Source organism: Sphingomonas sp. 4RDLI-65 (assembly GCF_049472435.1).
In the GTDB taxonomy this organism is placed as follows: domain Bacteria; phylum Pseudomonadota; class Alphaproteobacteria; order Sphingomonadales; family Sphingomonadaceae; genus Sphingomonas.
Map to the genome: position 1 here is coordinate 73,596 of NZ_JBCEBT010000006.1, position 20,271 is coordinate 93,866.

The 20,271-nt window shown below is 66.5% G+C and carries 16 protein-coding genes; 4 read left to right on the plus strand and 12 right to left on the minus strand.

All coding sequences use genetic code 11. The annotated features are described in order from the left end of the window. Positions 1 to 43 precede the first annotated feature (43 nt). The 3 genes from purU to VH567_RS13915 are packed head-to-tail and all read right to left on the minus strand — an operon-like array spanning position 44 to position 2,795. Positions 44 to 889 carry a formyltetrahydrofolate deformylase gene (gene purU, locus VH567_RS13905; protein ID WP_423326854.1) on the minus strand — a complete coding sequence of 282 codons (846 nt, stop codon included), beginning with the start codon at positions 887 to 889 and terminating at the stop codon, positions 44 to 46. Then, entirely contained in the window at positions 886 to 1,269 is a 384-nt protein-coding gene (locus tag VH567_RS13910) for a VOC family protein (protein WP_423326855.1), read from the minus strand. Before VH567_RS13910 ends, purU begins: the two co-directional genes overlap by 4 nt. Further along, positions 1,269 to 2,795, minus strand: coding sequence for a CoA-acylating methylmalonate-semialdehyde dehydrogenase (locus VH567_RS13915; RefSeq protein ID WP_423326856.1), 1,527 nt, complete (start codon positions 2,793 to 2,795; stop codon positions 1,269 to 1,271). Before VH567_RS13915 ends, VH567_RS13910 begins: the two co-directional genes overlap by 1 nt. A gap of 106 nt (positions 2,796 to 2,901) precedes the next feature. On the opposite strand from VH567_RS13915, the gene VH567_RS13920 reads away from it, so the two are divergent. Together VH567_RS13920 and VH567_RS13925 are read left to right on the plus strand one after the other, a co-directional pair. Beyond that, positions 2,902 to 3,819, plus strand: a complete 918-nt coding sequence (locus VH567_RS13920) for a LysR family transcriptional regulator (protein WP_423326857.1) — start codon at positions 2,902 to 2,904, stop codon at positions 3,817 to 3,819. 50 nt (positions 3,820 to 3,869) lie between these two features. Further along, positions 3,870 to 4,256 (plus strand): hypothetical protein, encoded by a 387-nt coding sequence (locus tag VH567_RS13925; protein ID WP_423326858.1) that lies wholly within the window; start codon positions 3,870 to 3,872, stop codon positions 4,254 to 4,256. An 80-nt stretch (positions 4,257 to 4,336) separates the two neighbouring features. Here VH567_RS13925 and VH567_RS13930 read toward each other — a convergent pair whose 3' ends face one another. From VH567_RS13930 to VH567_RS13945, 4 genes are all read right to left on the minus strand, one after another. Continuing rightward, positions 4,337 to 5,419, minus strand: coding sequence for an acyl-CoA dehydrogenase family protein (locus VH567_RS13930; RefSeq protein WP_423326859.1), 1,083 nt, complete (start codon positions 5,417 to 5,419; stop codon positions 4,337 to 4,339). Between the two features lie 4 nt (positions 5,420 to 5,423). Continuing rightward, positions 5,424 to 6,620 (minus strand): acyl-CoA dehydrogenase family protein, encoded by a 1,197-nt coding sequence (locus VH567_RS13935; RefSeq protein ID WP_423326943.1) that lies wholly within the window; start codon positions 6,618 to 6,620, stop codon positions 5,424 to 5,426. Positions 6,621 to 6,785: 165 nt separating this feature from the next. Continuing rightward, on the minus strand, positions 6,786 to 8,324 hold the full coding sequence (locus tag VH567_RS13940; protein ID WP_423326860.1) for an alginate export family protein: 1,539 nt from the start codon (positions 8,322 to 8,324) through the stop codon (positions 6,786 to 6,788). A 66-nt stretch (positions 8,325 to 8,390) separates the two neighbouring features. Continuing rightward, positions 8,391 to 9,734 carry a dicarboxylate/amino acid:cation symporter gene (locus VH567_RS13945; protein ID WP_423326861.1) on the minus strand — a complete coding sequence of 448 codons (1,344 nt, stop codon included), beginning with the start codon at positions 9,732 to 9,734 and terminating at the stop codon, positions 8,391 to 8,393. A gap of 232 nt (positions 9,735 to 9,966) precedes the next feature. On the opposite strand from VH567_RS13945, the gene VH567_RS13950 reads away from it, so the two are divergent. After that, positions 9,967 to 11,724 (plus strand): sensor histidine kinase, encoded by a 1,758-nt coding sequence (locus VH567_RS13950; protein WP_423326862.1) that lies wholly within the window; start codon positions 9,967 to 9,969, stop codon positions 11,722 to 11,724. Continuing rightward, complete coding sequence (locus tag VH567_RS13955; protein WP_423326863.1) at positions 11,721 to 13,046, plus strand: sigma-54-dependent transcriptional regulator; 1,326 nt, start codon at positions 11,721 to 11,723, stop codon at positions 13,044 to 13,046. Before VH567_RS13950 ends, VH567_RS13955 begins: the two co-directional genes overlap by 4 nt. Positions 13,047 to 13,171: 125 nt before the next feature. On the opposite strand, the gene VH567_RS13960 is transcribed toward VH567_RS13955, so the two are convergent. The 5 genes from VH567_RS13960 to VH567_RS13980 form a co-directional block, all read right to left on the minus strand. Continuing rightward, positions 13,172 to 14,230 (minus strand): AbrB family transcriptional regulator, encoded by a 1,059-nt coding sequence (locus tag VH567_RS13960; protein ID WP_423326864.1) that lies wholly within the window; start codon positions 14,228 to 14,230, stop codon positions 13,172 to 13,174. Further along, positions 14,227 to 14,889 (minus strand): spermidine synthase, encoded by a 663-nt coding sequence (locus VH567_RS13965; protein WP_423326944.1) that lies wholly within the window; start codon positions 14,887 to 14,889, stop codon positions 14,227 to 14,229. The genes VH567_RS13960 and VH567_RS13965 overlap by 4 nt, the downstream gene beginning before the upstream one ends. Next, entirely contained in the window at positions 14,886 to 16,184 is a 1,299-nt protein-coding gene (locus tag VH567_RS13970) for an Hsp70 family protein (RefSeq protein WP_423326865.1), read from the minus strand. The genes VH567_RS13965 and VH567_RS13970 overlap by 4 nt, the downstream gene beginning before the upstream one ends. A 138-nt stretch (positions 16,185 to 16,322) precedes the next feature. Continuing rightward, a complete protein-coding gene (locus VH567_RS13975; RefSeq protein ID WP_423326866.1) occupies positions 16,323 to 19,574 on the minus strand; it encodes a PAS domain-containing protein in 3,252 nt (1,083 codons plus the stop codon). Between the two features lie 49 nt (positions 19,575 to 19,623). Continuing rightward, complete coding sequence (locus VH567_RS13980; RefSeq protein ID WP_423326867.1) at positions 19,624 to 20,088, minus strand: YaiI/YqxD family protein; 465 nt, start codon at positions 20,086 to 20,088, stop codon at positions 19,624 to 19,626. Positions 20,089 to 20,271: the final 183 nt, after the last annotated feature.

The window sequence follows — 20,271 nt, forward strand, 5'->3', positions numbered from 1 at the left end:
TCAGCGAGCGGCGCCGTTCGGCTGTCCAATCCATTCCTCTCGTTTAGCGAAACACCACGGTACGCTTGCCGTTCAACAACACGCGCCGCTCGGCGATCCATCCCACCGCCCGCGCGAGCACCTGCGCCTCGCTGTCCCGGCCGATCGCGATCAGATCATGCACGGTAGCGCGGTGATCGACGCGCTCGGCCGCCTGCTCGATGATCGGACCCTCGTCGAGATCGCTGGTCACGAAATGCGCGGTGGCGCCGATCAGTTTCACCCCGCGCGCATGCGCCTGGTGATACGGCCTGGCGCCCTTGAAGCTCGGCAGGAAACTATGGTGGATGTTGATGCAGCGCCCGGCCAGTAGCTCGACCAGATCCGCGCTCAGCACCTGCATATAGCGCGCGAGCACCAGCAGATCGGCGCCGCTCGTCTCGAACAGGTCGAGCAACGCCGTCTCCTGCGCCGCCCGGTTGCCCGTATCGACCGGCAGATGGTGGAACGGCAGTCCGTGCCATTCGGTCAGCCCGCGCAAAATCTCGTGGTTCGACACCACGCCGATTGGCTCGATCGGCAGTGCACCGGTCGACCAACGATGCAGCAGATCGTTGAGGCAATGCGACGTGGTCGACACCGCGATCAGCACGCGCGGCCGGGCATCCGCAGCGACCAGCGACCAGTCGAGCGCAAACGTCTCGCCGACCGTGCCGAGCCGCGCGCGCAAATCCGCCTCGCCGTCCTGGGCCGCGCTGAACACAACGCGCATGAAGAACCGCCCGGTTTCCAGATCGGCATATTGCTGGCTGTCGAGAATGAACCCGCCCGCCGCCGCGAGTTCACCTGTGACCGCGGCGACGATCCCGACGCGATCCTCGCACGTGAAGGTCAGTATCTGCGCGCTCATGCGCTCGTCTCGATCAGGTCCCATCGGTTGCCATATAGATCCGAGAACACCGCCACCCAACCATAGGTTTCCCGCCGCGGCGCCTCTTGGAAAGTAACGCCGCGCGCGCGCATCGCATCGTAGGTCGCTCGAAAATCGTCGACCTCGAGAAAGAACGCGACGCGTCCGCCTGCCGCCTTGCCGATTGCCCCGACCTGCTCATCGCCAACTGCCCGGGCAAGCAGCAGAGCGGCGCCACCACCCGGCGCGGCAACGTGCACCCAGCGCTTGCCGCCGCCGAGATCACTGTCCTCGACCAGCACGAAGCCGAGCATATCGACGAAATACCGGATGGCTTCGTCATAGTCGCGAACGACGAAGGCAACCGACGCGAGCCGCATCACCCCATCGTCGGAATGACGAACGCGTCGTTATTCCGCGCCGGACCGCCATCCTCGGCCATAGCCGGCAGGGCCGACCCGTCCGGCCAGCGCTGCGTGATCGTCTTGACCTTGGTCCAGAACTTCACGCCCTCCATGCCGTGCTGGTTGGTGTCGCCGAACGCCGAACGCTTCCACCCGCCGAACGTATGATACGCGACCGGCACCGGGATCGGCACGTTGATACCCACCATGCCCACATTGACTCGCGCCGCGAACTCGCGCGCCGCGTGACCGTTGCGCGTGAAGATCGCGACGCCATTGCCGTATTGATGCTCGCTCGGCAGCCGCACCGCTTCCTCGAAGTCCGCGGCGCGGACGATCTGGAGGACGGGTCCGAAGATCTCCTCCTTGTACGCCGACATCTCCGTCGTCACGTGATCGAACAGCGACGGCCCGATAAAGAAGCCCTTCTCGTGCCCCTGGAGCGAAAATCCACGACCATCGACGACCAGTTCCGCGCCCTCGTCGACACCGGTCTGGATCCAGTTCTCGATCCGCGTGCGATGCGCAGCATTCACAACCGGGCCATAATGCGCGTCGTTGTCGGTCGACACGCCGACGCGCAGCGCCGCGATCGCCGGGATCAGCTTCTCGCGCAACGCAATCGCGGTCTTCTCGCCGACCGGCACCACCACCGGCAGCGCCATGCAGCGCTCGCCCGCCGAGCCGAACGCCGCACCCGACAGGTCGGCGACGACCTGGTCGAGGTCCGCGTCGGGCATGACGATGCCGTGGTTCTTCGCGCCGCCCATCGCCTGGACTCGCTTGCCCGCCTCGACGCCGCGACGGTACACGTAATGCGCGATGTCGGACGAGCCGACGAAACTCACCGCGCTGATCGCCGGATGATCGAGGATCGCGTCGACCATTTCCTTGTCGCCGTGAACGACCTGGAAGATGCCCTCGGGCAACCCCGCCTCGACGAACAATTCGCCAAGGCGCACCGGCACCGAAGGATCGCGCTCGGACGGCTTGAGGATGAACGCGTTGCCGGTGGCGATCGCGACTCCGCTCATCCACAGCGGGATCATCGCCGGGAAGTTGAACGGCGTGATGCCTGCGCCGATGCCGAGCGGCTGGCGCATCGAATAGACGTCGATCCCCGGCCCTGCGCCCTGGGTGTATTCGCCCTTGAGGATGTGCGGGATGCCGCAACAGAACTCGATGACTTCGAGCCCGCGCTGGATATCGCCCTTTGAATCCGCGATCACCTTGCCGTGCTCGGACGAGAGCAGCCGCGCGAGTTCGTCCATGTTCGCCTCGACCAGCCGCTTGAACTCGAACATGACGCGGGCGCGACGCTGCGGATTGGTCGCCGCCCAGGCGGGCTGAGCCTTCTGCGCGGCCGCGACGGCGCGGTCCAGATCGGTCGCGCCCGACAGCCGGACCCGCGCCTGCACCTCGCCCGAATTCGGGTCGAACACGTCGCCGAAGCGCTCCGCTTTGCTCGCCGCACCGCTCACGAAATTCTCGATGGTCCGCATGGCATCCTCTTCTAGTTATCCACACCGTCGGGCATAAGCGTTTCGCAGCCAAGTGGGGCTGTTTGCAGATTCGCTCTGCAAATATGCAGCTTGAGGTAAGGCGTTCATGGATTGGGACGACGTCCGGTATTTTCTTACGTTAGCGCGTACACACCGGCTTGGGCCTGCTGCAAAATTGCTCGGCCAGGACGCGACGACGGTCTCGCGGAGGCTGCAACGCCTCGAACGGCGACTCCAGACGACCTTGTTCGAGCAGACCGTGGCCGGATACGCGCTGACCGAACGCGGCGCAGCTTTGCTCGACCACGCCGAGACGATGGAGGCGTCCGCGCTCGGTATCCAGGAAGTGGTCGGCAATGATGCCGGCGTGCTCGCGGGACCGATCCGGCTGAGCGTCTCGGAAGGGTTCGGCAGCCGTATCCTCGCGCCACGCCTTCCGTCGTTCACCAACCAGCATCCGCGGATCGCCATCGACCTGATCGCCTCGACCGGCTTCCTCAACCCGTCGCGACGCGAAGCGGATATCGCGGTAATGCTCGCGCGGCCGAAGAGCGGCCCACTGGTGGCTCGGAAGCTCACCGACTATCACCTTGGCCTCTACGCGCATCCCGATCATCTCGCGCGGACGGGACCGATCGCGACCACTGCGGACCTCATGCGGCACCGGCTGATCGGCTATGTTCCCGACATGATCTATGCCCCCGAACTCCGCTATCTGGCCGAGATCGACGGGCGCCTCGATGCCTCGATCCGCAGCTCGAGCATCGTCGCGCAGGCCGAACTGATCGCGGCAGGGGCGGGCTGCGGGATACTGCCCTGTTTCATCGGCGACCGCGTACCGGGGCTGGTCCGCGTGCTGCCGGACGCCGTCGATATTCAACGCTCGTTCTGGCTCGTGGTTCACCGTGACGTCCGCCGGATCGCACGGATCGACCGGTTCATCGCGTGGCTGGACGCAACGGTCGGCGAGCTGAAGCCACTGATGCTGGGTGTGTCGCCGACCTCGATTGCGGCCCCCGGATGAGCCCCGTATAGCCCGCCCCGCAACGAGCCCCGTTTGCCCGGAGTACCGCGTTGATTCCCACACTCTATCACCAGATGATCGATTCGATCGGCGACGGCACCGGCCTGCCCGACACGATCCTGCATATTCATGCCGGCATGGCGCTGCTGATGCTCGCGCGGCTGGTGACGCGACGGTCGTTCGGGACGTTCATCCCGTGGTGGGTGGTCGCGGCCGGCGAAGCGTTCAACGAGATCATGGACCGGCTGAACTTCGGCTCGTGGCGGTGGGAGGATACCTCGCTCGATATCGTCAACACGTTGCTGTGGCCGACGGTGATCTGCCTTGGCGTGCGGCTGCGGCCGATGATCCGGTCGCGGACGACAATCGAGCGCGAAGTGGCGGAACGGAATCTGGCGGATCGTACGGTGGCGGAGGGTGAGCACTCAGCACTCTAACGAACGCACAATATAGTCATCCCCGCGCAGGCGGGGATGACGCATGCTGCGCAAGCGAGCTTAGCGGCTCCACACCAGTCTTATCCCAACGCGATATACCGCTGCAGGTGAAAGTCCTCGTCGCCGAGCTGGTGGTCGATCATCACCAAGCGCTTGGCGTAATGCGACACCGCATATTCCCACGTCATACCGATACCGCCATGAAGCTGGATCGACTCCTCCGCGACCAGCGCGCCGGTCCGCCCGATCGTGTATTTCGCCGCGGCCAATGCCCGCTCGCGCGCCTTCGCATCGTCGCCGTCGAACGCCGACGCTGCGTTGATCACCGCCGACTGCGCCTGCTCGATCTCGAGCAACACCGTCGCCATGCGGTGCTGGAGCGCCTGGAACTTGCCGATCGGCACGCCGAACTGCTTCCGGTCGCGGAGGTAGCCGAGCGTGGCTTCCTTGACGAACTCCATCGCCCCGACCGCTTCGGCCGACAGCGCGAGAAGGCCCGCACCGACCGCCGCGTCGACGATCGCCTGCCCCTGCCCGTCACCGCCGACGCGCGCGTTCGCCCCCAGCGTCACGTTCTCAAACGTCACGTCACCAGCGCCGCCACCCTCGACGACGTTGTAGCTCCGTACCGAAACGCCGGTCGTGTCGGCAGGCACGAGAAACACGAGCGGACCACCGTCCTGCTCGACCGTCACCACGAACACCGACGCCGCGCCCGCCTGCGGAACGACCGCCTTGGTCCCGCTCAGCGTCCAGCCATCGCCGCTCTTCGTCGCGGTTACCGGCGTCGCGCCATCCTCATGTGCAAACGCGGCGATCGTCTCGCCGGACACGATCCCGGCCAGCGTTTCATCATGCCCGCCGCCCGCCGCCAGCGCACGCCCCGCCATCAGCGCGCCGAGAAACGGCTCGACCACCAGCGCACGGCCAAGTGCCTCGAACACCACCATGATGTCGAACCCGCTGCCGCCGAAGCCGCCGGCCGCCTCGTCGAACAGCGCCGAGACGATGCCGAGTTCGGTCAGCTGCTGCCAGACCGCCGGATCGTACCCCGCCTCGCTATAGGCGCCCGCATTGCGCGTATCGATCGGATAGCCGTCCCGCAGCGCGCGGACGAGCGTGTCGGCGAGCATGCGGCGGTCGTCGGTGTGTTCGAAGTTCATGTGATCAGAGACCCAGGATGGCTTTGGAGATGATGTTCTTCTGGATCTCGTTCGACCCGCCGAAGATCGACAGTTTGCGGTTGTTGAAATAGCTCGGCGCCGCCATCGCCGCGTCCTCCGGACCGACATCCTCGCCGTTCCACCCCGCCTCCAGAGCCTCGGGTATGTACGGCGCCGCGTACGATCCATAGGCGCGGCGGGTCAGCGAGGTGATCTCCTGGCGGATCTCGGTCCCCTTGATCTTGAGCATCGAACTCTCCGCACCTGGCGCACCACCGCCCGCAACTGCCGCTAGCACGCGGAGGTTGGTCGTCTGCATGTTGGCCAGATCGATCTCGACCCGCGCCATCCGCGCCGCGAACAGCGGATCGTCGGCCAGCGCACGCCCGCCCTTCTTCTGCATCTGCGCGACTTCCTTCAGCCGCTCGAACGACGCGATCGAGAAACCGACGCCGGCGATGTTGGTGCGCTCGTACGTCAGCAGATACTTGGCGTAGGTCCAGCCGAGGTTCTCCTCGCCGACGAGGTTCGCGACCGGCACCTCGACATCGGTGAAGAACACCTCGTTCACCTCCTGCTCGCCGTCGATCAGCGTGATCGGGCGAACCTCGATGCCCGGCGACTTCATGTCGATCAGCAGGAACGAGATGCCCTCCTGTTTCTTCGCCGCCGGGTCGGTGCGGACGAGGCAGAAAATCATGTCGGCATGCTGACCGAGCGTCGTCCAGGTCTTCTGGCCGTTGACGACATAGACGTCGCCCTTCCTGACCGCCGTGGTCTTCAGACCGGCGAGATCGGATCCCGCCCCCGGCTCCGAATACCCTTGGCACCACCAGTCGGAGCCATCGAGGATCCGCGGCAGCCACTGCTTCTTCTGCTCTTCGGAGCCGTATTTGATCAGCACCGGCCCGAGCATGTTGACGCCGAACGGGACGACGCGAGGCGCGTGCGCGAGCGCGGATTCATTGTCGAAGATGAAGCGCTGGATCACGCTCCAGCCAGGGCCGCCCCATTCCTCGGGCCAATGGTTCGCAAGCCAGCCGCGCTCGTTGAGGATGGCGTGCCATTCCTCCATGTCCGACTTGCGCAGGCGCTTGCCTTCGCGGACCAATGTCGAGAGCCGCGCGGGGAGTTTGTCGCGGAAGAATGCGCGGACTTTGTCGCGGAATGATTCTTCTTCGGGCGTGAAGCTGAGATCCATGGCCATGTGCTCCTGATGTTGGAGCCCATGTGCCACAGTCGAACGTGGAATTGAAGGACCGGTATGGTCTGAATTACCGAATTTGTTGCGCGGAGCGACGCAGGTTAATCCGAACGGTATCGCCGCGCCTTGATCCTCCCCTGGCAGGGGAGGATCAATAGGTTATCAGAACCGGTAGCTGATCCAGCCGGCCAGGAAGTCGGAGTTCTTATACCCCGCGTTCGTCAGCGCAGGCCCCGCGATCAGATGCTCGTAGCGCCCCGTGAACGACAGCCGCGAGGTGAACGGATACACCGCCTGGAACCGCAACGTATCCGCGATCCTGCTGCCCGAGACGTTCTGCGTGCCGGCAAACGCGGACCCGTTCGCGCGGTACACCGCATCGCTCGTCGTATCGCGCCAGGAACGCTGATATTCCGCGGTGAGCCTCAGCTTGTCGAACACGCTGAACGTCACGTTCGGCGCCAGCGCGACAAGGTTGGTCGGCGTCGCGAACAACTGATAGCTGTAATAGATGTTGTTGCCGAACGGCGCGAGCGCGGTGCGCAGCGTGCCATTGCCATAGGCGCCACCGCCGCTGGCATAGTCCGCGTGGAAGCCGACACGCGGTGCGTTCTTGCCCTCGCCCAGCTTGTAGGTCTGCGCCAGGAGTATCAGCCACGCCTTGATCGAGCGGTTATCGTAGCTGCCGCCCTGATAGTTGATCGTCCAGTCAAGGTTGACCGGCCCGGCATCACCCCAGACGTGAAGGCCGTAGAAATTGCGGACCTCGCGCGCGGTGTCGGTGCCCCATACCGCCGCGCGGTTACGCAGCCGCCAAAGGAAGGGATCGACGTACAGCTTCGATCCGCCGAACAGCGATTCGGGAACGACGATCCCGGTCGAGATGCCCGAGAAACGCCGCGCGCTCTCCGCATTGTCATCCTGAGTACCGCCATTGCCGTATGCGGTCGGCTTGAAGTCGAACACGTCGGCACGGACGCCGGCCGTGCGCGCCCAGGCCCGGAAGCCGTTGAACCCGAAGAACAGCGTGTTGTTGTCACGCGGCACGACCAGCAGGTTCGGACCGTCCGCGAACGTCTGGCGGCCATAGCGGACGCCGACATCGACATCGGCGACCGTCCCGGTCAGGTCGACGAACGCCTGCTGCACCGCCAGCTTGTTGCGCAGGTTCGGCAGCGCGGTGCCGAGATTCTCTCCCTCCAGCGTGCCATGCGCGAGCTCGCCGTAGAAGCGAAGATGCTGACCGACATGTAGATCGGCACCCCCGAACAGGCGGAGAATATCCTGCCGCTGCGCTTCAGAGTCGCGCAGATTGGGGTTGGTGGTCTGGTTGACGCGCAACCGCGCCTCGCCCGACAGCGTCAGATACACGTCGCCATCACCGGCGAGGGAAATGAACTTCAGCTGGTCGACGATATCCTTGCGCTTCTTCGGGTCGCGCAGCTTCGACCAGTCCTCCGCCCAGCGCGACTGGTTGTAGCCGCCCGCCGTCACCCCGTCGCCGATCGCGGCATCGGGATAGCTCTCCGCGATCGGCGATGCGTCGGCGGTGCTCGACACGTCCTTGGCGCCGATATTGGCCTGCCGTGACGGCGGCGCCTCGGCCTGGGCGGTGGCAACATTCGCGAACGCGAAGATCGAGAGTGCGGACGTGGCAAGGCCAGCCGCGTGCCGCAAGCGGCGCATCGTCATCGAGGTCATAAGCAAGTTCCGGTACTGGCTGGCGGGAACGGGCGAACGGGGACGGACTGGCCGTCCCCGTCGGCATCAATGGGCGGTGGCAGCGGCGGGGATTGCCGCCGGCACGAACTCGGGAAGCTTACCCGACAGCGCCGCGTCGAGCTTGTCGCGGTCGAGTGCACCCTCCCAGCGCGCCACGACGATCGTCGCGACCGCGTTGCCGATGAAGTTGGTGAGGCTGCGGCACTCGCTCATGAAGCGATCGACGCCCAGGATCAGCGCCATGCCCGCGATCGGCACCGTCGGCACGATCGACAGCGTCGCGGCCAAGGTGATGAAGCCCGCGCCGGTAACGCCCGCCGCACCCTTGGACGAGATCATCGCCACGACCAGCAGCAGCAGTTCCTGGCCGAGCGTCAGATGCGTGTTGGTCGCCTGCGCGATGAACAAGGCGGCCAGCGTCATGTAGATGTTGGTGCCGTCGAGGTTGAACGAATAGCCGGTCGGCACGACCAGCCCGACGACCGATTTCTCGCAGCCTGCAGCTTCCATCTTCTGGATCAGGTTCGGCAGGGCTGCTTCCGACGACGACGTCCCGAGCACCAGCAGCAATTCAGCCTTCAGATACTTGATCAGTTTGAAGATCGAGAAGCCGGTCAGCCGCGCGACGGTGCCGAGCACGACCACCACGAACAGGATCGCGGTGAGATAGAAGGTCGCGACCAGCGCACCGAGATTGGCGAGGCTGCCGATCCCGTATTTGCCGATCGTGAAGGCGATCGCACCGAACGCACCGAGCGGGGCCGCGCGCATCAGGATGCCGACCAGCTTGAAGACGATCAGGCTGAGGCGCTCGAGGAAGTTCAGCACCGGCTTGGCAGGCTCGCCGACCAGGCTCAGCGAGATGCCGAACAGGATCGCGACGAGCAGGATCTGGAGGATGTTGCCCTCGGTGAACGCGCTGACCATCGTGTCCGGGATAATGCTCATCAGGAACCCGGTGATCGTCGTCTCGTGCGCCTTCACGGTATAGTCCGCGATGCCCTTGGTATCGAGCGTGGCGGCGTCGATGTTCATCCCCGCGCCCGGCTGGACAACGTTGGCGACGATCAGCCCGACGATCAGCGCGAGCGTCGAGAAGAACAGGAAGTAGGCGAACGCCTTGCCCGCGACCCGACCGACCGAGCCGAGCTCCTTCATCCCGGCAATGCCGGTGACGAGCGTCAGGAAGATCACCGGTGCGATGATCATCTTCACCAGCTTGATGAACGCATCGCCGAGCGGCTTCAGCGCCGCGCCATAGGTCGGGTAGAAATGCCCGAGCGCCGCGCCGAGCGCGATCGCGATCAGCACCTGGATATACAGCTGGCCGCTCCAGCGCTTGCGCGCAGGCGTTTCCGCGACGCCATATGTCTGGGATGGTAGGGTCAACATCGCCTCCTGAAACTCTCGTCCACTGCCACGGGACGTTATGGCGACGGTAATGCCGGGCCGGACCGGGGACTACAAGACTAGGTCGCATTCGGTATAAAACGTTGGTTTTGCGTGCTTTGTCGGCATACCGCGTTTTCAGATGTGCGGGAAATGCCGTTTTTGAGTGATGGCGAACCCCGTTCGTGTGTGATAATCCGCACAAATGGCGCGGCTTCGATCCCCTCTTTTCATGACCGCGCTGGCGGTGCTGTTGGCGTTTGCAGCACTCGGTGTGATCGTCGCCGGAGTCGCCTCGATCTATGGCCCGCGCGCGGTGGCGGACGTGACCGCCACGGTGCGGATGCGCGCGGTCCAGCAGACCCGCAGCAACCTCCGCCTGCTCGAAGCCGAGTTGCAGACCTATCGCCTGCTCCCGGTCATGCTCGGAGAATATCCCGCGGTGCGCGCTGCGCTCGCATCGGGACGCGTCGACCCGGCGCTCAACGAAAAGCTGGCAATGCTGGCGGAACGCACCGGCGCGCCGGTGATCTACGCGCTCGATACGCGGGGGATGACGATCGCCGCGTCGAACGCCGCGCGGCCCGACAGCTTCCTCGGCCACGACTACCGGTTCCGCGAGTATTTCACCAAGGCGATGGCATCGGGCGCGACCGAGTTCTTCGCGCTCGGCAGCGTCAGCGGGCGCCCCGGCCTGTATCTCTCGCGACGGATCGACCGTGACGGACGACCGCTCGGCGTAGTCGTGGTCAAGGTCGAGTTCGGCAAGATCGCGCGCGCTTGGATCCAGGACCACATGGCGACCTTCGTCACCGACGCCGACGGCATCATCCTGATCTCCAGCGACCCGGCGCTGCAATTCCGCACGACCCGCCCCCTGTCGTCAACGCGCCGCGCGGCACTGATCGCGACGCGACAGTTTGGCGCCTCCCCGCTTACGCCCGCGCCCTTGATACTCGACGCCGATCGCGCGCGTCTCGCAGACGGGACTCCGGCGGTAGAGGTCTCGCTGCCCGTACCGATCGCGAAGTGGCGGCTGGTCCATATGGAGCCGCTCGACGCCGCGCTGCGCACTGCCGCCGCGCGTACCCGCTGGGCGACCGCGATCGCGGCGCTGGCGACGATCGCGACAATGCTGGCCGCGTGGTGGCTCTATGAACGTCGCAAGCGCAATGCGGGTGCGCGCGCGGAACTCGAAGCCGAAGTCGCACGCCGCACCGCCGAGCTACGCGCTACCGCCGACCGTCTCCAGATCGAGGTGGAACAGCGCGAAGCCTCCGACCAGCGCTTCCGCCAGGCGCGCGAGGAACTCGCCCACGCCAACCGCGTCGGCTCGATCGGCACGATCACCGCCAGCGTCGCGCACGAGATCAACCAGCCCGTCGCCGCGATCCGCACCTTCGCCGACAACGCCGCCGCCTTCCTGGACCGCGGCGAACCGGTGCGCGCGGCGACCAATCTCCAGTCGATCGTCGACCTCACCAGCCGGATCGGCACGATCACCGCTGGGCTCAGGCGCTATGCGCGGCGCGGCGCAGGCTCGATCGGCCCCGTAGCGCTAGACGAGGCGATCGACGGCGTCCGCCTGCTGATCGGCGACCGCTTCCGCGCGAAGGGCGTGAGGCTCGACCTCCCGACCGGTCCCGAGGCGCGGCTGACAGTCATCGCCGGCCGCGTCCGCCTGGAGCAGGTCCTGGTCAACCTCCTCCAGAACGCGCTCGACGCGGTCGCTGATCGCCGCGACGCGCGCGTGAGCGTCACGGTCGGACGGAAGGGCCGCGACGTCGTGCTGACCGTCGCCGACAACGGCCCCGGCATCGACGCGGCGATCGCCGACCACCTCTTCACCCCGTTCGCGACGAGCAAGAAGGACGGCCTCGGGCTCGGCCTCGGCATCGCGCGCGACATCATGACCGAGTTCGGCGGCACGCTCGACCTCGTCCCAGCACCCGAAGGCGCCATTTTCCGTATGATCCTGGTGAAGGCATGAGCGAGCAAGCGGTATTGCTCGTCGACGACGACGACGTGTTGCGCGGTGCGCTCGAGCAATCGTTCGAACTCGCCGGCATCGCGGTGATCGCCGAGCGCGACCCGACCGTCGCGCTGGCCCGCGTGACTGCGGGCTTCGACGGCGCGGTGGTGTCCGACATCCGCATGCCGAAGATGGACGGATTGGAACTCTTCCGCCGGATCGCCGCGATCGACCACGAAATCCCGGTGCTGCTGATGACCGGCCACGGCGACGTCGCGATGGCGGTCGCCGCGCTGAAGAACGGCGCGTTCGACTTCATCCCGAAGCCGTTCGCGACCGATCACCTGATTGCGGGCGCGCGGCGTGCGCTCGAAATGCGCCGCCTCGTCCTCGACAACCGCCGGCTCCGCGCCGCCGCCGAGGAAACGATCGGCGCCGAGCCACTGATCGGCGAGACCCCGGTGATGGTCCGCCTCCGCGAAACGATGCGCCAGATCGCGCAAGCCGACATCGATGTCCTGATCGAAGGCGAGACCGGCACCGGCAAGGAACTCGTCGCAGTCCTGCTCCACCGCTGGAGCAACCGCCGTTCGCGGCCGTTCGTCGCCGTCAATTGTGCCGCGCTCCCCGAGGCAGTCGCGGAGATCGAGCTATTCGGCCACGACGGCGACTCCCGCCTGCCGCGCACCGGCCGGATCGAGGCCTCGAACCGCGGCACGCTGTTCCTCGACGAGATCGAGAGCACGCTGCCTGCATTCCAGGCCAAACTGCTGCGGGTGCTGGAGGAGCGTGAGGTGATGCCAGTCGGCGGCGACTTGCCGCGGGCGCTCGACCTCCGCGTGATCGCCGCCGCCAAACCCGGCCTCGAACAAGCGGTCGAAGAAGGCCGTTTCCGCGCCGATCTCCTGTTCCGCCTCGACGCGGTACGCCTACGCATCCCGCCGCTGAGGGAACGTCGCGACGACGTGCCGCTGCTGTTCGGCCACCTGCTCCACCAGGCGGCAGAACGGTTCGGCCGCGAAGTGCCGACGATCGACACCGCCACGCTCGCCTATCTCGGTCAGCACGACTGGCCCGGCAACGTCCGCGAACTTGACAACCTCGCCAAGCGCCTTGTCCTCCGCGTCGAGGCCGAAGACCCGGTCGACGAAGACAGCGACATCCCCCTCCCCGCCCGCGTCGACAAGTTCGAGGAAGCCACCATCCGCGCCACCCTCCAACAGGTCAGCGGCGACGTCCGCTCGGCCCTGGCCGCACTCGGCATCCCGCGAAAGACGTTCTACGATAAGCTGAAGCGCCACGACATCGACGTCGAAGCCTACCGCCCGACCAAGGCGTGACTGCAGATCCTCCCCTGCAAGGGGAGGTGGCAGCGTGAAGCGCTGACGGAGGGGTGCCCCGCTCCCGATAGCGCGACACCCCTCCGTCGCTGCGCGACACCTCCCCTTGCAGGGGAGGATCAGATTTAGGTCGGGATGACCGGCGGCGGCACACCACCCTGCCGCGTCGCCACGAACTTCGCGAGCGGTGGCCCGATCAGCAACACGCCCAGAAACCGCAACACCTGCAACGCCATCACGAACGGCACGTCCACCGGACTCGACGCCGCGATGATCGCGACCGAGTCCATCCCGCCAGGGCTAGTCGCCAGATACGCGGTCACCGGATCGATCCCCCACCACCGCGTCAACACCGCAGCAATTCCCCCACAGAACGCGATCAGCAATGCCACCGACAACAGGATCCGCGGCATCGCCTTGCCGGCCACCCGCAGCGTATCGCGCGTAAACGACAGCCCGATCCGCCACCCGACCACCGCGTAGCTGATCGCGAGCAGCCACTGCGGCAACACCGGCTGCGCGACGCCGGTAACGTTGAGCGCCGCCCCCGCCATCAGCGACCCAAGCAGGGCGCCGGCGGGAAGCTTGAGCGCCACGCCGACACCCGCACCAACACCAGCAATCGCGATCGTCCGCAGCACGGCAACCGGATCGACGGATGCGAACCAAGTGCCCGCAACATGATGCCCGCTCCCACCACCGACCATCACCGCTGCCAGCACCGAAGCGACCACTGCCACGCTCACCACCCGCGTGTAGGTCATCACCGCGACAAGCCGCGAGTCCGCGCCGTACGCCTGCGCCATCAACACCATCGCGCTCGCCGCGCCCGGGGTCGATCCCCACACCGCGACGGTTCCCGGCAACACCTGCCACCGGCTCAGCAGATAGCCGAGCACGCTGCTCGCCGCGAGCGTGACGAAATTGACCATCAGGAACACCGGCCAGTGATCCGCCACCGTCGCGACGATCCCGGTCGTGATCGAGCCCGCGATGAGCGTCCCCACCGCCGCCTGAGCGGCGCGAAACGCCGAGGTCGGCACGGTCAGCGACCACCCCCGCACCGCCAGCACCACCGCCGCGACCATTGGCCCGAGTAGCAACCCCGCGGGAAGCCCGACCAGCTCCAGCACCCCCGCAATCACCGCTGACAGCGCGATCAATACGGCCCAGCGCCCGATCATGCCTTGGTAGCGAACCAAATCGTATGCCGCGCGCCGCCCTTCCGCGTCGCGCGCGCAATCACCTCGTCGACCGCGAACCCCGCTTCGGCCAGTCGGGTAGCGAACGGCTTGCTCGGTGCCGACGACCACACGGCAAGTATGCCCCCCGGTCGCAACGCCGCCCGCGCCAACGACAATCCGCGTGCGCCATATAGCCGATCGTTACCCGGCCGCGAAATCCCGTCTGGGCCGTTGTCGACGTCGAGCAGGATCGCATCCCATTTACCCTCGGCAATCGCTGCGGCAACGTCGCCCTCGAAGATTCGGGTCCGCGGATCGGTCAGGCCGTCACCATGCAGCGCCCCCATCGGCCCGCGCGCCCACTCAATCACCGCGGGCACAATCTCGGCGACGGCTACCTCGGCATCGGCCCCAAGCCGGCCAAGCGCAGCACGAAGCGTAAAGCCCATCCCAAGACCGCCGATCAGCATCCGCACCCCCGGCCGGTCGCCGATCCGGTCGCAAGCCTGCTCCGCCAGCGCCTCTTCCGACCCGCTCAGCCGACTGTTCATCAACTCGTTCGCGCCTAGCATGATCGAGAACTCCGCACCACGCTGGAGCAACCGAAGCTCCCCCCCGCCCGGCACCTGCGCCGTCCCGAGAAGCACGCGCGGGATCATGCCGACCACGCCGCGATGTCGTCCTGCTCGCCGATCAATGCGAGGCCGTGCGCGATCGAGGTCAGTTCGCCGCCGCTCATGATCGCCGCCTCGCCGAACCGCTCGACGAAGATCCGCCGGATGCGCGGAATCAGCGACGACCCGCCGGTCAGGAACACCCGGTCGATCTCGTCGCCACCGACGTTGGCCACCTCCAAGGCCCGGTCGACCGCCGCCTCGATCCGCACGACGTCGTCGGCGATCCAGCCCTCGAACTGCGCGCGCGTCACGTCCGCCTCGATCTCAAGCCCCGCGCCCGCAAAGTGGAAATGCGCGTCCTCGCCGCTCGACAGCGCACGCTTGAGCGACCCGACCGCATCGTACAGCGGATACCCCAGTTCGTTCTCGATCACCGCGATCATCCGCCCGATCGCGTCGGGATCGATCGCGGTCTTCTGCAACCGCTCCAGCTCGGTCATCGTCTTGCGGTTGCGCATCAGCGCAAGGCGCGACCAGTCCGCGAAATCGGCGAAATACGCGCGCGGAATCTCCAGTTCCTTGCCGAACGACTTGTACGCGCCGCCCTTGCCGAGCATCGGCAGCACCAGCCGGTCGAGGATCCGGTAATCGAACCGATCCCCGGCAATCCCGACGCCCGCATGTCCCAGCGGCGTACACCGTCGCGCCGCGCCCGGCTCGGCGACGCGCACCACCGAAAAATCGCTCGTACCGCCGCCGAAATCCGCGACCAGGATCGTCGCCGGTTCGGTCAGCCGCGTCGCGTAGCTATAAGCGGCACCGAGCGGTTCGTAGACATAGTGGATCTCCGCGCCGAAACCCTTGAACATCGCGTCATAGCGCGTGCGGGCGAGCGCCTCGTCGGGCCGCGCGCCGGCATATTCGACCGGCCGCCCTACCACGATCCGGTGCGGCCGCGTGTCAAGCCTGCCGCCCGCATGCGAAATCAGCTTTTCGAGGAACAGCTGGCCCATTTCCTCGAACCGATAGCGCTTGTCGAAGACCGAGGCCTGCTCGAACGTCTTCATCGCCGCGACCGACTTGAACGACTGGATGAACCGGCTGTCGAGCGGATACTCCATATATTCCGCGATCGCCCACGGCCCGGCATCCGACGCGAGCCCCTTGCCGCTGTCGTCCTGCCAGAAACACAACGCCGAGCGGAACACCGGGCTCGTCTCGGCGGGGGCGGCAAACGTCACCAGCTCGGGTGAGCCACCGCGCGTCCCCAGCGCCACGACGCTATTGGTCGTGCCGAAATCCAGCCCCAAGGCGGGGCCGCCAGCGTCCGTCTGCATCGCGTCGTCCTTTAATGAACGCGGGCCTATGCCGATGCGGGGGGCGGGATGGCAACCCCGCGCGTGCGCGGAACCACGGGTTTGTCGGATCAGGCCGATCCTCCCCCGCCAAGGGGAGGATCGCGAACAACCGCCCCCTTACCGCCCGATCATCGCGCGTATCCGGTTCGCCAGCACATCCAGCGCGAACGGCTTGGTGATCATGTCCATGCCCTCGTCCAGGAAATCGCCACGCACCGCCGCCTTCTCCGCATAGCCCGTCACGAACAGCACCTTGAGCCCCGGCCGACGCTGGCGCGCGATCTCCGCGACCTGACGGCCGTTGAGCCCCGGCAGGCCGACGTCGCTGACCAGCAGGTCGATCCGCTGCTCGCCCTCCAGGAACGGCAGCGCGGCGCGCCCGTCCGCCGCCTCCAGCACGCCGTAGCCAAGCCCCGCCAACACATCGACGATCAGCATGCGCACCGCAGGATCGTCCTCGACCACCAGCACGCGCTCGCCGTCGGCACGAGGCAGCTCGGCATCAGCGATCTCCGCCACCGCCGCCGCGCCGCCGCGGAACCGGGGCAGGTACAGCTTTACCGTCGTCCCACGCCCCTCCTCGGAATAGATCCGCACGTGCCCGCCCGATTGCCGCGCAAAGCCGTAGATCATCGACAGGCCGAGCCCGGTGCCCTGCCCGATCGGCTTGGTGGTGAAGAACGGATCGAACGCCTTGGCGATTACCGCCGCGCTCATGCCCGTGCCGGTATCCGACACCCCGATCACGACGAAATCGCCCGGATCCAGGTCATCGATCGTCTCGGTATAATGCGCGTCGAGATGAGCATTGGCCGTCTCGATCGTCAGCAAGCCGCCCTCGGGCATCGCATCGCGCGCGTTGATGGCCAGGTTGAGCAGCGCGCTTTCGAGCTGGTTGGCGTCGGTGTACGCCGGCCAGATTCCCGCCTGCCGCCGCACCTCGAGTCCCGCATTCTCGCCGAGCGTCCGCCGCAGCAGGTCCTCGATCCCGTCGACCAGCACGCTCACATCGACGGCCTTCACGTCGAGCGACTGGCGGCGCGAGAAGGCGAGCAGGCGCTGCGTCAGCCCCGCCGCGCGGTTGGCGGAGACGGTCGCCGCCTCGATGTACCGATCGACGCGCTCGTGCCGCACCTCGGGCAGGTTGCGCTTGACCATGTCGAGCCCACCGATGATCCCGGTGAGCATATTGTTAAAATCATGCGCGATCCCGCCGGTCAGCTGGCCAACGGCTTCCATCTTCTGCGCCTGGCGCAACGCATCCTCGACCCGAGCGAGCCGCGCCTCGTTCTCCTTTTCCTCGGTGATGTCGCGACCGATCGCGTTGATCATCCCGTCGCCGGGCTGCGCGGCCCAGCTGACCCACCGATAACTGCCATCCTTGTGGCGGTAGCGATTGTCGATCCGCGTCACCAGGTCGCCGCGGACGATCGCGGCGACGCTGTGGCCGGTCTGGGCGACGTCGTCGGGGTGCAACAGCGCGAACAGCGGTCGACCGACGATCTCGTCCATCGCCCAGCCGAGCATGTCGGTCCAGGCCGGGTTCACCGCGACGATCGTGCCGTCATATTGCGCGCGCAGCATGATATCCGACGACAGGTCCCAGAGCCGGTCGCGATCCGCCTTCGACGCGACCACCGCCTCCTCCAGCCCCTCGTTGATCGCGCGCAACTGCCGCTCGACCGCCTTGCGCGCGGACTGGTCCAGCATCGCGCCGATCATCCGGATCGGCGCACCATCCTCGTCGCGGATTAGATAGCCGCGGTCGAGCACGTCGGCATAGCTGCCGTCGGCGCGCGCGAACCGGTATTCCTCGCTCCAGTCGCTGCCGCCACCGTCGATCACCGCGTGGATGCTCGTATCCATCCGGGCGCGGTCGTCGGGATGGATATGCCCGATCCACCAGTCGCCGGTCGGTTCGACCTGCGCGAGGTCGTGGCCATAGGCGGCGGTCAGCGCCTCGTTCCACAACACGTGATTGCGGCGCAGGTCCCAGTCCCAGATCGCGTCGTTGGTCGCCCGGCTGGCCAGCCGCAACCGCTCGCTCGTCTCGCGCAGCACCGCCTGCGCCTTGCGGTCCTCGGTCACGTCCAGCACGGTCCCGATCAGCCGGATCGGCTCCCGCCCATCGAAGAAGGCCACACCGTGCGCGGCGATATACCGCTCGATCCCGTCGTCGCGACCGATCGCACGATAGTCCGCATCGAAACGGCGCGGACCGTCGGGATCGAGCGTCGCGGCGACCGTGGCGTCCATCCGCGCGCGGTCGTCCGGATGAACCGCAGACTGGAACATCGCATAGGTCACCGGCTCGCCAGCGGGCAGGCCGAACAGCTCGCGACACCGATCGTCCCAGGTCAGCCGCCCGGATGTGGGATGGTAATCGAACCGCCCGAGCCGGGCGACGCGCGTCGCCAGTTCCAGCTCCTCGCGGCTTTCGGCCAGCGCGATATCCTTGCGCCGCCGATCGCTGATGTCGTTGAACAGCACCGCGACATGATGGAGGCCCGGCGCATCGACGCGGTAGGCGTAGACCTCGTACCAGCGATCGTCGAGCGCGGCGGCCGGATCCTCGAACCGCGTCGGCTCGCCGGTGATCGCGACATGGCCGTAGAGGTCGAACCAGCGCTGTTCCATGTCCGGGGCGAAATCGCGCATGGTCCGGCCGATGACGTCGTCGAGCCCGGTGTTGCGCGCGAACGCCGCATTGACCTCGATGAAGCGGTAGTCGTGCGGTGTGCCGTCGACGAACAGCATCTCGATCACGCAGAACCCGGCGTCGATCGACTCGAACAGCGAGCGATACCGTCCTTCGCTGGCCCTGAGCGCGGTTTCCGCCCGTGCCCGCTCGACCGCATCCGCGGTGCGCAACGCGACGTCCTCGACCAGCGCGATGTCGGCATGCGTCCAGTGGCGCGGCTTCGGCTCGTGAAGGTAGAAGATCGCGGTCAGTCGATCGTCATGGATCAGCGGGTACACGATCAGCGCACAGGCACCGATCCGCGTCCAGGTGGCACCATACGCCGGATCGCTGGACCGGGGGTCGGTATGGCAATCGTCGACGATGACCGTGTGCCCCGCGCGCAGATCGTCGAGCAACCCGGTGCCCAACGTGCTCAGCGCGCAGGAATCGCCAGCCAGACTTGCCAGGCTGCCACCGATCCAGTCGCCGCCGCCGTGCAGCACGGTTCCGTCCTCGGATACCTCGCCATACCCACAGCGCGCGACGTCGAGATGCGATCCGAGTGCCGAGGCGGCCGCGGCCATGATGTCCTCGGGCCGCTCCAGGGCGCGCAACAGGTCGACCAGCGCAAGCTGGAACGCCTGGCGTGCCAGCAATTCGTCACGGTCGAGCAGATGTGAGCGCATGCAAGGTGTGTGCCTCGCGGCGATACGGAAGTCGAGACGTCGGAGGGTCTTAACCTCGTTTAAGGCGTACCAGTGCCGCATCGAGCGCGGACAGGAAGCGCGAACGGTCGGTCTTGGAGAACGGCGCCGGCCCGCCGATCACGTCGCCGCCGGCGCGCAGGTCGGCCATGATCGCGCGCGTCGCGATCGCGCCGCCGATCGAACTGGTGGTGAACGGCTTGCCGGTATTGGCTAGCACCGTCGCGCCGGCCTTCACGCAGCGATCGGCGAGCAGGATGTCGGCGGTGATCACGACCGACTTCGCATCGGCCTGTTCGGCGATCCAGTCGTCGGCCGCGTCGAACCCGTCGCTGACGACGATGCGCGAGATCAGCGGGTGGACGGGGATGCGGAAATGGCTGTTCGCGACGATCGTCACGGGGACTTCGTGCCGCCACGCGACCTTGTAGATCTCGTCTTTGACGGGACACGCGTCGGCGTCGACGAGAATGCGGATTGGAGTGTCCGCGATCATGTGGACCATCGCGATTGCATGCCCACCACGCTCCACACCTTCAACTTGGCAGCCCCAATTCCGTCATCCCAGCGAAAGCTGGGATCTCCCTGTTAGTCGCATGTCGCGAGCCACGTGGGATACCCCAGCTTTCGCTGGGGTGACGGGTTTGGGTCAGGTCGCACTCACACGTTCGTGAATCCG

Coding starts and splice junctions, on each gene's coding strand:
- VH567_RS13910 (WP_423326855.1), bottom strand. CDS start 1,269: ATGCGGCTCGCGTCGGTTGCCTTCGTCGTTCGCGACTATGACGAAGCC.
- VH567_RS13975 (WP_423326866.1), bottom strand. CDS start 19,574: ATGCGCTCACATCTGCTCGACCGTGACGAATTGCTGGCACGCCAGGCG.
- VH567_RS13980 (WP_423326867.1), bottom strand. CDS start 20,088: ATGATCGCGGACACTCCAATCCGCATTCTCGTCGACGCCGACGCGTGT.
- VH567_RS13960 (WP_423326864.1), bottom strand. CDS start 14,230: ATGATCGGGCGCTGGGCCGTATTGATCGCGCTGTCAGCGGTGATTGCG.
- VH567_RS13915 (WP_423326856.1), bottom strand. CDS start 2,795: ATGCGGACCATCGAGAATTTCGTGAGCGGTGCGGCGAGCAAAGCGGAG.
- VH567_RS13955 (WP_423326863.1), top strand. CDS start 11,721: ATGAGCGAGCAAGCGGTATTGCTCGTCGACGACGACGACGTGTTGCGC.
- VH567_RS13930 (WP_423326859.1), bottom strand. CDS start 5,419: ATGAACTTCGAACACACCGACGACCGCCGCATGCTCGCCGACACGCTC.
- VH567_RS13965 (WP_423326944.1), bottom strand. CDS start 14,889: ATGATCCCGCGCGTGCTTCTCGGGACGGCGCAGGTGCCGGGCGGGGGG.
- VH567_RS13920 (WP_423326857.1), top strand. CDS start 2,902: ATGGATTGGGACGACGTCCGGTATTTTCTTACGTTAGCGCGTACACAC.
- VH567_RS13970 (WP_423326865.1), bottom strand. CDS start 16,184: ATGCAGACGGACGCTGGCGGCCCCGCCTTGGGGCTGGATTTCGGCACG.
- purU (WP_423326854.1), bottom strand. CDS start 889: ATGAGCGCGCAGATACTGACCTTCACGTGCGAGGATCGCGTCGGGATC.
- VH567_RS13935 (WP_423326943.1), bottom strand. CDS start 6,620: ATGGATCTCAGCTTCACGCCCGAAGAAGAATCATTCCGCGACAAAGTC.
- VH567_RS13950 (WP_423326862.1), top strand. CDS start 9,967: ATGACCGCGCTGGCGGTGCTGTTGGCGTTTGCAGCACTCGGTGTGATC.
- VH567_RS13940 (WP_423326860.1), bottom strand. CDS start 8,324: ATGACCTCGATGACGATGCGCCGCTTGCGGCACGCGGCTGGCCTTGCC.